The organism is Pantoea sp. X-Soil-TKNS-1211 (assembly GCF_059730495.1).
Genome location: NZ_AP035957.1, coordinates 45,810 through 57,209 on the forward strand (window position 1 = coordinate 45,810; position 11,400 = coordinate 57,209).

The following is an 11,400-nucleotide window of genomic DNA, read 5'->3' on the forward strand; positions in this document are numbered from 1 at the left end:
CCATTTTTATCAAATTTTCAGTGGACTACATTTACATGCGTAAACTTTCGATGCTGGTTGTCACGTTGGGCCTGTTGTTGTCCGTCACTTCCCAGGCGCGGGCAGAAGGCTGCCTGAAAGGTGCGGCTGCCGGTGCCGCGGTCGGGCACCTCAAGCATCATGCCATTATCGGTGCTGCGGTTGGCTGTGTGGTGGGTCATCATCTTGCCAGCAAGAAGCAGGCAAACGCGGCAGAAAAACATTGATTTATCAGTCAGAGGAGCCAAAACCCCCCTCTGACTGAATGCGAAACCCCTCAGATTTGCTGCTGACTAAGGTCCTGTGCCAGCTCGTGAGAAAGCGCCCAGTGCTCTTCAATGGACACGCGGGAACGTTTACGCTGCGTCACTGGCAATGTCGGTTCGGTCCACAAGAAAGGGAAAAAACTATACACCTCGTTTCCACTGAGCGAGGAGATCTCCTCCCGCCACCCATTCCACCGTACCGTCTGATAAAACGTAGCCAGATCGCCGTTGAATGCCCACTCCAGAAAGCCAGAATAACCAATGCCCAGGCTTTCCCATGTGAGGGAATCAGGTGCAAAGTAGTATATCCCCCCCTGATCTTTGCCCAGCCCGCCGCCATTCAGGGCGAAAAAACCACCCGATACATCATCAGCGATTAACAGGGCCTGAAAAGCGTGGCGTTGGGAGAGTAATCGTGTCCAGACGGCAGGATTGCGGGGTAATTCTGGATGACCAGAACCCAGGATACGCAACCAACCCCCATCAATTAACATGCCACCGGTTTCGTAAACGACCGCGCCCAGCGGTGAGCGTGTGGTTACCTGGAGGTCAATTAAAGCCTGTGCGGCGAGGTTGTTATCCTTAACCAGAACATCGACGCTGTTAGTGGCATCAGTTAGCCATTGTTGTACGCTGTCCCAGCCAGGTTCCTGGCGATTAATTAATTCATCCAGTCCTTTCATAAATACTCCCGTGACGTTTTTAATGCCTGCTTACTCTGTTTCTACCACGATTCTACGGTACGAGGTGAGGGACGGCGTCCCGCTATCGGTCACCGCCAGAATAACGTGCTCCGTACCCGGATTACGGATTTTTATCTCCGCCTGATTTCCGTTCTCTTTCGTCACCTGCAAAACCGGCGGAGCACTCAGATAGTCTTCACCACGCACCCCCTGAACTTGCTTGATGTCGATCTGCTGCGAAATGGCCGAGGTCGCTTCAGGATAGGCGAACCATTTATAGCTGAGTGTATCGCCGTCAGGATCTTGCGTACCTTTGGCATCAAGGTGCAGGGTTTCGCCCACTTTCGCCTTGATAAACAGCGGTTGCTGCCCTGATGAGCCATTTACCACCACCTGCGGATTATGGTTGCTGTGCTGAAAGTCTTTGATGGTCCAGTCCATGCGTGCCGCAAAATCGTGTTGGAAGGCTTCACGCCAGCGCCAGATGGTGGCCTGATTGGAGGTATATTGTTGCCCATCGGCACCGGTCACCGTATCGGCACCATTCGGGTTGCCGGGGAAAAAGTCACCGCCACTGGTCCAGATCGGATGCGGTTCGTTTTGTGGCGTACGTACGATGTAACGCCCGCCCCAGCCGCCCCAGCCTGGGTTCATGTCGCTGTTAAGCCCGTTGCGAATCAACCCGAGGAATGCCGGGGTATCTCCTTCCATGATAAAGGCGTATTGCAGATAACCCTTGCCCATCGGCCCTTTGCTGCGGATGTTCTTGTCCAGCCAGGATTGCGAAACGGTGGTGAAATCTGCACCTGCGCCGTTGCGGTAATAACGGTCGCCGCTAATCCCGGTCCAGGTCGCGCGCGCATAATCCTCACCTTTCTGACTGGAAGGATCAACGATGTACGTGATCTCCGGGTAATGGATGCGAATCCAGTGCCCGGCATCGTCCTGATCCGAGATGGAATAGACGATCAGGTTTTTCGTCAGCGCCGTTACCTTGTCAGCCGGATGGCTGGCTGACAGGTCGGTCAATGCCTGTGCCAGCGTGTTAGCGCCGCCCCACAGATTGATATACAACGGGCGTTTGCTGTCTGTGGAGCGTTCAATGGCTTTGACCAGCAGGGACGAACCCGCAGTCGATTTCCCGGCTCCCACATCGGCCATCCCATAATGCGTTTGCCCAGCGGCAATCAGCGCTTTCAGCGTGGCAGCACTCGGATAATCTGGCTTGTGTTTCAGCAGGTTAGGTTGCACCTCGGCATAATGTCCCACCACCAATTCCATCATCTCCGGGCTGACTTTACTGCGTTGCCAGGTCGAGGTGGTGGCGACCAAACCTTCAATGTTCATTTCATTGCTGTACAGCAGAAAACGCGTGAGTGACATCTGATCATCGGGTTCGTTACCGATATCGGATAACACGAATACTCGTGGTTTCGCCTGGAATGGCACAGTTTTTCCCGCGATAGACTGAACGGTTTCTGCCGCAAGGGCGTTGAAAGGCGTGATCAAAACCGCCGCCAGGGTAAGTACCGGCAGGGCTATGTTGTTGTTATGACGTTTCATCTGTTTCCTGTGGGTTTGCCATTTAATGATGGACTTCCAACTTAGTTAACCAAGGAAACAAAGTAAAAAGAACGTTGGCAGAATGATGTTCAGATCACAAAAATCAGCCAATCAACGGGGTTATGGCATCCGAACTCAGTCGGACTAATCCTTTCATGCTGTAAAAGCGTTGTGTCTTGAGGTAGCGCAGCTGGATGGTGTTGATGTGCTGGCTGGGATGGCTGGCCAGACGTTCGGCAATGTGCGGGATAAAGTGAGCAGGGACATCATCAAAAAATTCACCGGTCAGAATCACCTGCTTAATATTGTGTAACGGTGCCGTGCAGTGGATGGCAAAAAGCAGTGCATCGATGCTGGCGGCAATCTGTTGATCATCGGGTTTGCCTTTGAAAGCAAACGCTTTTTCCAGCCCACCCGGATAAGGGAGATGGACAATTTCGGGATAGAAACCGTTATCGCCAAACACCGGTTTGCCATCGATATAGTAGCCAAAGCCGAGGCTACCCAATCCGGGCATCAACGCGATCCACGATCCCTTCAGCTTTCCCGTTTTTGCCAGCAAATAGCTGGAGCACCAGGCAATATTCACTACCGCAACACTGATGGCGGTGGCCGCCATCAATTGTGTTTTCAGGGCGATCTCGCGCTCAAGAAACGCCGGGCACCATTTCACCACGCCGGTATCCTGCTCAATGCCGCCCTGTAGGGCGATGCCAACGTGTTTCAGGCGTACGGCTTCAATACCGGCGACCCGGCACAGACGGATTGCTAACCCCTGCACGGTTTCAATAAATAATTTCAGCGTGACCGGCGCGTCAAACGTCATGGTTTCCGCAGCCAGAGCCAGCTCGCCCGTGTGATAATCATTGATGGTTGCTTCCACCGTCAGCTCGCGCACCATGATATTGAGGCTGAAGTATTGACGTTTGCGCACTGCCAGCAGTGTTCTGGGTCGTCCACCGCCCGAACTCAATTGTTCCGTCTGCTCAATGACCCCTTCTGCCAGCAAGGTATTGGTGAGTTTGGTGATGTAGGGACGTGTGACTTCAAGCTGCTCTGCCAGCGAAATACGCGATTCGGGAGCGCTGTGCAACATGTTCAGCAGTTCATGCCTGAAGTTCATGAGTTCCTCATAAAATGCCGTTGGTTATTGAAGAGTTCACTGTACGTTAAGGGCCATGTATACACCTCACTCACCATTACTGGCAGAATTCCCTTCTTCAAAGGCCGAGCGAACTGCATTGATAATCCTTTCCGATCGGCCAGCATCTGCCAGGACGGGATATTGCTTTTGCAATTTGCCGGAAACCTGCCAACCGTTCTCTTTGAGCGAGCGAATAATACGGTTTGCATCCTGGTCCGGCATTTCCAGGATTTCTTTAAGCCTCTCCTGGGCTTGCTGGAAAATCACCAGCACTCTGGCTTCATCCGCCATTTCTTTGCGTACGGTGTGTTGTACGACGCGTGCGATATACAGGACGTGTTCAGTTAAATCCGGATAACGCCAGGCGAAGCGTGCATCTTCATAATCATCAAAATAGAAGTTACTGGGAGTGCCATCCTGATAAGTGACTAATTCACCAAATCGGTATGATGATGAATAGCGTTGCATAAACCGCTGTGAAAAGACGTCAAGTGTACGATCATATCCGGCACGGAAATCCAGCGAGCTGGTGATGGTTGCGGATACCGGCAGGATCACGCCCTCCGGGATAGCCTTATCTCGTATTAGCGTATCATTAATGAGAAACCGATGAATTCGACCATTGCCATCGCGCATGGGATGGATATAAACAAAGCCGAATGCCAGAACTGCCGCGCGGGCCAACGGCTCAGCGCCACGCGTTGCTTCGTCGAAGGCATTAAGTCCTGTCATGAACTGTGGTACATCTTCAAACTGCGGAGCAACATAATGCACAATATCTTCACGCATCGTTGCCTGGCCAACAAATACGGGTGAACGACGCAGGCCTAGCCCAATAGCATCATGACCAAGTATCCCTTTTTGCAGGGTATGTAAACTGGCATCACTCAGGGGAGCGTTAATACGACCACAGTATTGAGCGATAACATGTGCAAAACGCTGGATACGGTCGGCCTGATCGGCTTCCTTTTCAATCAGAAAGCTGGCCCGTGACTCTTTAAACGTTAACCAGCTGGCGGTGCGCAGCAGAATGTCGGCACCAAATGAGTTATCCAGCTCTTTCAGCGCACTGCTCAGATCAAATTGCAATGCCTCCTGGACCGTTGCTGTGCGGCGCACCAGGGGACAGAATAGTGAAGTTCCCGGCAGATTATTATTGATCCTCCAACGCTGCACCCGTTGAACTGCTGTCCGGGTGAGATAATGCTTTGGCGAGATCACATCGACATAGCTACCATTACTGACATCTGGCACATCCAGCCGTTGCCCAGTAAGCCATTCATACAGGAATCCAGTACGCCTGGCATACTGGCCAAAAGGCTCCTGTCGGCACCAGGCTTCAATTGGCTCAGGACCGACGACCGCAAACAGACGGGCAAAAAACTCCAGATGGATCTCTTCGTACTTCAAACCGAATTCGAAGTGACCTGCGAAGTTATCGGCAGGCTGGTAACTCGGCGGATATCGGTTCTCTATATAGCCACTACGCTCATGGCTGGTACGAACTGTTCCAATAAATGACTCAACACGCAGAGGTTGTGCCAATTCGATGTCATACTTTTCGGCGAGAACCACTAAACCTATACGCATTGCCCAAATCCCCTAACAACACCGCGAAAACGATAACGATATCTCAATTTAGCGCGAAAAGGGTAACAGGAAAAAAAATTCACTAATAAAAGTGGCTATTTCAACGAAAACGTTAACATTCTTGTCCTTCGCTTCGGTTGCCTCCCTTCAGCTTGTTGACTAAGGTGATTATTAACATCGCTACCCAGCTGGATGCCATTCACTAATAAGGTCTCCGGGGTAATGATGTGTCTGCCAACGCGAGGCAAAATCATGCAAGACGCCACCTCAACTCCCGCCACAGACCCTGATTTTCAAAACGATGTTGTCCGAAATCTGATTTGCCGCCAGGCACGCTATCCGGATATCGCCACGCCTCAGGACTGGTATATGGCGCTGGCTTTCACCGTGAAAGATCGCATGCTGGAAAGCTGGGCAGCGTCGACCAAAACCTATGCGGAACACCATGTGAAGGTCGCCTGTTATTTATCGGCAGAGTTTCTCATCGGGCCACAGCTTGGCTGTAACCTGTTAAGCCTCGGACTTGCAGATGAGGCACGGGCAGCGATGCGTGCGCTTGGACAAGATCTTGATGCGTTGCTGGCGTTGGAGGAGGAGCCGGGATTGGGTAACGGCGGTTTGGGTCGGCTGGCGGCGTGTTATCTTGATTCGCTGGCGACGCTGGAGATTCCGGCCATCGGCTACGGTATTCGCTACGAGTTCGGCATCTTCGATCAGGATATCGTTGATGGCTGGCAGGTTGAGCGTACCGACAAATGGCTGAAAATGGGCACGCCGTGGGAAATTGTCAGACCGGACGTCAGCTTTTACGTGTGTTTTGGCGGATACACGCAAATGCAAACCGATGCGCAGGATCGGTTGCGTGTGCAATGGATTCCGACCCGCCAGGTTAAAGGCGTGGCATACGATGTGCCGATTCAGGGATATCGCGTCAATACCTGTAATTTGTTGCGGCTGTGGAAGAGTGAAGCGGTTGAGTCTTTTGATTTTGAGGACTTCAACGCTGGCGATTATTACCAGGCGGTGGAGGAAAAAGTTGTCTCCGAAACGCTGTCAAAAGTGCTTTATCCCAACGATGAACCGGAAGTGGGTAAGCGGTTACGCCTTGCTCAGCAATACTTTTTTGTTTCCTGCTCGTTGCAGGACATGCTGCGGCTGATGGATATCAGCCATACCCCTATTGCTCAGTTTGCTGAACGTTTCGCGGCGCAGTTAAACGATACACATCCCTCTATCGCCGTGGCTGAACTGATGCGTCTGCTGGTGGATGAACGCCAGATGGCATGGGATGACGCCTGGTCAATCACCCTGAATACCTTCGCTTATACCAATCACACCTTACTGCCCGAGGCGCTGGAGACCTGGGGCTTGCCGTTGATGCAAAATCTGCTGCCCCGGCTGCTGGAAATCATCTATGAAATCAACCGACGCTTTCTGGAAGAGGTGCGTAACGCTTTTCCTGGGGATGAGGCGCGTGTCGCGCGTATGTCATTGATCGATGAACAGGGCGAGAAAAAGGTGCGTATGGCCCATCTGGCGACTGTGGGCAGCCATGCGGTTAACGGCGTGGCTGCACTGCATTCCGAACTGCTCAGGCAAACGGTGCTGCGTGATTTTGCCGACATGTACCCGAAGCGATTTCTCAATGTCACCAATGGGGTGACGCCACGGCGCTTTCTGATGCTGAGTAACCCAGGTCTGGCGCGTTTACTTGATGAAACCCTGGGTGCTGGTTGGCGCAGTGACCTGACCCGACTCGACGCGCTGAGTGACTATGCTGATGACGTCGCCTTTCAGCAGCACTGGCGCGCCATTCGCCTCAATAACAAGGCGGCGCTGGCCGGATGTATCAGCCAGTTGAGCGGCGTCAGGGTTGCGCCTGAGATGATGTTCGATATTCAGGTGAAACGCATTCATGAATACAAACGCCAACACCTTAACGCGCTCTATATGATCAGTCTGTATCGTCGTTTATCTCGCCATCCTGAACTGCAATTATCACCGCGCTGTTTTATCTTCGGCGGGAAAGCGGCACCGGGTTATTGGATGGCTAAACTGATGATTCGCCTGATAACCGGCATCGCCGAGGTGGTCAATCATGATCCGGTGATCGGGGAACGGATGAAGGTGGTGTTCTATCCCGATTTTAACGTTAAGAACGGCCACCAGATCTATCCGGCGGCGGATCTGTCCGAGCAGATTTCGACCGCAGGCAAAGAAGCCTCAGGAACCGGCAACATGAAGTTCATGATGAATGGCGCATTGACCATCGGTACGCTGGATGGCGCGAATGTTGAGATTCGGCAGCAGGTAGGCGGGGATAATTTTTTCGTTTTCGGTATGACCGCTCAACAGGTGGACGCGCTCAAACACACGGATTATCATCCTGCTGATTACGTGCAGGCCAATGAAGACCTGCGTGATGCGATCGAGCAAATCGCTGCAGGGCGGTTCTCACGCGGGGATAAGGAGCTGTTCCGTCCTCTGCTCGATAATTTGTTGAAATATGACCCGTTCTTCGTCCTGGCCGATTTTGCTGACTACGCAGCCTGTCAGGAATGCGTCAGCGAGACATGGCAGGATCAGCGCCGTTGGACGCAGATGTCGATCCTCAATTGTGCCCGTTCTGGTATTTTCTCTTCAGACCGGGCAATTGGTGAATATTGCGAGCAGATCTGGCAAACGCAAAAATCAGCATCACACCTCTGAAGGCAGGCAGGATAAAATGCCTGTCTGAGCTCGCTAATTCTCAGAATTTACGCCTTTTTTCAATCGTACACGTATTGTATACTTTCCAGTAAATGTCTTAATGGTGAGTACCAAGTGACCTCAGTAAAACAACCCTCTGCAGAAAAGTTAGGTGAACTGGCCTACCAGACGCTGCGTCGTATGATTTTGGAAAAAACCCTGCGTAGTGGCGGGGCGGTGGTTGAAGGTCGACTGGTTGAAGAACTCAATATTTCCCGTACGCCGTTGCGTGAAGCGTTACTGCGTCTCGAAGGTGAGGGATTGCTGGTCAGATCGAGCGCCCGTTCCTATTCCGTGCGCTTTATCAGCGCGCAGGAATATTTTCAGATCATGAAAGTGCGCGAGTTGCTGGAAACCGAAGCCATTGCGCTGTCCATCAATAAGATTGAACCTGACGTGATTAATCAACTCGCCGACCAGGTGCAGTCTCTGGCGGCAGGCCAGCCGGAACAAGCCTACTGGGATGTTGACGATATCGTGCACACGCTGTTCGCCCAACATTCAGGTAATGCGGTGCTGGCCCGCATGATTGAACAGGCCCGTACCCAGAGCCGGATGTTTGAGTTGATCACGCCATTTAACCGCATCGAAGAAGATCGTGAAGAACATCTGGCAATTCTCAATGCGTGGAAAAGTGGCGACGCTACAGCGGCCAGCCAGGCGGTCAGAACGCATATCAGAAACCTGTCAGCCTTCGTGCTGAAAAGGATCACCGAAGGCAATTAAGCGCAGCAAGGGTACGCGTCAGCCGCGTACCCTGTCAGCCGCTTATTTAATTGCGCCGGGACAGCAGGGGCATCCCTCAACATGCAAGGGATTGCGCACCTCCGCCCCCGGTTTACTGCGCAGCAATACCGGTTGAAAACTGACTTTTCGCTCGGCGTTTTTCTGACAAATCGGGCAGGGCGCGGGTTCATCGCGCGCTGCAACCGAACGGCGCAATTCAAATGCGCCGCAGTCTGAACAGAGATAGTCATAGTAAGGCATCGTGCTCTCCTACCATTTACCCACTTCACCACGCGGGATAAAGCGTCCCTGACCGGTTTTACCTACCCATTGGTCATCGCTGACCAGCAGTTCGCCGCGCAACAGGACTTTCTTCACTTTGCCCTGCACCTGGTGTCCTTCGAACAAGGTGAAATCCACATCGCTGTGTTGTGTTGCGGCGCTGATGGTGTGCTTTTCATTGGGATCAAAGATGACGATATCGGCATCACTCCCCACCGCGATGGTGCCTTTTTGCGGGAACAGGCCAAACAGTTTGGCCGGGGCGGTGGACATCAGCTCGACAAAGCGATTCAACGAGATACGGCCACTGCGTACACCGCCGTCATATACCACCGTCATACGGGTCTCGACGCCGGGCACACCGTTGGGGATTTTGGAGAAGTCGTTCGCACCCAGCGGCTTCTGATTAATTTTTCCTAAATGACCTTCTTTCATGCAGTACGGGCAGTGGTCAGTGGAAATCAGTTGCAGGTCATCGGTTTTCAGCGCCGTCCATAGCGCGTTTTGCGCCTCTTTTGAGCGCAGCGGCGGACTCATCACGAAACGCGCGCCATCAAAGCTGTCGGATTCGTCGCTATCAGCGTAAGAAGACTCATCAAAGAACAGATAATGTGGGCAGGTTTCAGCGAACACAGGAATGCCGAGGTCGCGGGCTTCCACCACATGTTTCAACGCTTCTTTGGCCGAAAGATGGACAAAGTAGACCGGCGCTTCCGCCAGTTCCGCCAGCTTGATGCCGCGATGGGTCGCTTCTCCTTCCAGCAACGCGGGACGCGTCAGGGCGTGGTGGCGTGGCGAAGTGTGCCCCTGGGCCAGCGCTTCCTGAATCAGCAATTCGACGATGGTGCCGTTTTCCGCATGTAACGCCACCATGCCGCCATGCTGGCCGACCATGCGCATTGCCTGGAAAATGGCCGCATCATCGGACATCACCGTGCCCGGATAGGCCATAAACATTTTGAAGCTGGAAACGCCTTCATGACGGATGGCGTAGCGCATATCCTCCAGCACCTGCTTATCCACCTCGGTGATAATGACGTGGAAGCCATAATCGATACTGGCGACGTTATCCGCCTTGGACTGCGCCCGCTCGATGGCCTGCAACGGGCTGGTGCCATGGTTCTGTAACGCAAAATCGATAATGGTGGTGGTGCCGCCATAGGCGGCTGAACGGGTGCCTGATTTAAAGTTATCGGCGGTCACCGAGGGGCCAAAGGTGTTTTCCATATGGGTATGGCAGTCAACGCCGCCCGGGAACAGCAGCATGCCGTTGGCTTCAATCACCTGGCAGTTGGCACCAGGTTGCAGATTAAGGCCGATGCTGACGATCTTTTCATTCTCGATAAGGATGTCGGCGTGATAATCGTCTACCGCAGTGATAATGCGCCCACCGCGAATCAGGGTACTGGTCATGTTGGTCTCCGCTTGAACTTAGGGGGTAGCCGTAAAGGATTGTGCAAAAGTTAGCGCCGTCGCTAACCGCTGGCGCTGCACGTCATCGACGGCAGGTACCGGTGGGCGCGGCATGGCATGAGGAAGATGCCCGGCGAGATGCAGACAGGCTTTTAAGCGCGCATTGGCATGGGTGCCCGGCCAGGTGCCGTAAATTTCTTTCGCCAGCGGATAGACAAACTGATGCAGGCGCTGCGCTTCCGCCAGATTTTGCTGCTGCATCGCGTTGTACAGTGCTACCACCAACTCCGGCACCACCGCCGCCAGGCTCACCAGGCTGCCATCGGTGCCGAGAGCAAAACAGGTCAGCAGATGTTCATCACCTGAGGCCATCACCGCCACATGCGGCGCAACTTCACGCACCAGCCGCAGGTTGGCCTCATAGGTGGCGGTTTCCCAACTGCCTTCTTTCACCGCTACCACGTTGGGCAGACAAACCAGTTGTTGCAGCAAAGCCGGAGGATACGCCATACCCCCGCTATTCACCCCTGATTGGTACAACATCATCGGTAAGGCGGCGTTGGCGTTAGCGATATGGTGGTGATTCAGCACCGTTTTCTCGTCAGTGGAGAGCGTCCAGGAGTAGGGCGGAAACAGCAGAATGGCATCGGCACCGGCCGCTTTGGCATCATCAGCCTGCGCCTGTGCATCAAAACTGTCCTCGGCGTTGAGACCGGCCACCAGCAGCGTTTCCGGCGGGCACACCTGGCGTGCCAGCGTCACCACCCGTTGTTTTTCTTCACGCGAGAGCGCGAAGTTTTCACCAGCGTGGCCGTTAATTAACAGCCCACGAATGCCCTCCACCTGTGAAACCTGACGCAAATGCGCGATCAGGCTCGCTTCATCGATGTATCTGCCACTCTCGTCCATCGGACAGACAGTCGCCGCATACACACCCTGGTAATGGTGTAACTCTTTCATTTTATTA

Annotated in this window: 10 protein-coding genes; 3 read left to right on the top strand and 7 right to left on the bottom strand. The window is 53.3% G+C overall.

Annotation, left to right across the window (positions count from 1 at the left end; genetic code table 11):
* Positions 1-35: 35 nt before the first annotated feature.
* Positions 36-245 (top strand): YMGG-like glycine zipper-containing protein, encoded by a 210-nt coding sequence (locus AC6I8W_RS26845; RefSeq protein ID WP_208727313.1) that lies wholly within the window; start codon positions 36-38, stop codon positions 243-245.
* Between the two features lie 50 nt (positions 246-295).
* On the opposite strand, the gene AC6I8W_RS26850 is transcribed toward AC6I8W_RS26845, so the two are convergent.
* The 4 genes from AC6I8W_RS26850 to AC6I8W_RS26865 form a co-directional block, all read right to left on the bottom strand.
* Positions 296-967, bottom strand: a complete 672-nt coding sequence (locus AC6I8W_RS26850; protein ID WP_497839603.1) for a DUF2625 domain-containing protein — start codon at positions 965-967, stop codon at positions 296-298.
* Between the two features lie 30 nt (positions 968-997).
* Positions 998-2,530, bottom strand: coding sequence for a DUF1593 domain-containing protein (locus AC6I8W_RS26855; RefSeq protein ID WP_497839604.1), 1,533 nt, complete (start codon positions 2,528-2,530; stop codon positions 998-1,000).
* A gap of 103 nt (positions 2,531-2,633) precedes the next feature.
* A complete protein-coding gene (locus AC6I8W_RS26860) occupies positions 2,634-3,653 on the bottom strand; it encodes an ROK family protein (protein ID WP_497839605.1) in 1,020 nt (339 codons plus the stop codon).
* Positions 3,654-3,719: 66 nt separating this feature from the next.
* Complete coding sequence (locus tag AC6I8W_RS26865; protein ID WP_497839606.1) at positions 3,720-5,264, bottom strand: Fic family protein; 1,545 nt, start codon at positions 5,262-5,264, stop codon at positions 3,720-3,722.
* Positions 5,265-5,516: 252 nt separating this feature from the next.
* Between AC6I8W_RS26865 and AC6I8W_RS26870 the strand changes: the two genes are divergently transcribed.
* Positions 5,517-7,973: a glycogen/starch/alpha-glucan phosphorylase gene (locus AC6I8W_RS26870; protein WP_497839607.1), complete on the top strand. Its 2,457-nt coding sequence runs from the start codon at positions 5,517-5,519 to the stop codon at positions 7,971-7,973.
* A 114-nt stretch (positions 7,974-8,087) separates the two neighbouring features.
* Positions 8,088-8,738, top strand: a complete 651-nt coding sequence (locus AC6I8W_RS26875; protein WP_497839608.1) for a GntR family transcriptional regulator — start codon at positions 8,088-8,090, stop codon at positions 8,736-8,738.
* Between the two features lie 42 nt (positions 8,739-8,780).
* Here the strand turns inward: AC6I8W_RS26875 and AC6I8W_RS26880 are convergent, their stop codons facing one another.
* The 3 genes from AC6I8W_RS26880 to AC6I8W_RS26890 are packed head-to-tail and all read right to left on the bottom strand — an operon-like array spanning position 8,781 to position 11,393.
* Complete coding sequence (locus tag AC6I8W_RS26880; protein ID WP_013512803.1) at positions 8,781-8,999, bottom strand: zinc ribbon domain-containing protein; 219 nt, start codon at positions 8,997-8,999, stop codon at positions 8,781-8,783.
* A gap of 9 nt (positions 9,000-9,008) precedes the next feature.
* Complete coding sequence (gene hydA / locus AC6I8W_RS26885; protein WP_497839609.1) at positions 9,009-10,433, bottom strand: dihydropyrimidinase; 1,425 nt, start codon at positions 10,431-10,433, stop codon at positions 9,009-9,011.
* Between the two features lie 18 nt (positions 10,434-10,451).
* Positions 10,452-11,393 (bottom strand): dihydrodipicolinate synthase family protein, encoded by a 942-nt coding sequence (locus AC6I8W_RS26890; RefSeq protein ID WP_497839610.1) that lies wholly within the window; start codon positions 11,391-11,393, stop codon positions 10,452-10,454.
* Positions 11,394-11,400 lie beyond the last annotated feature (7 nt).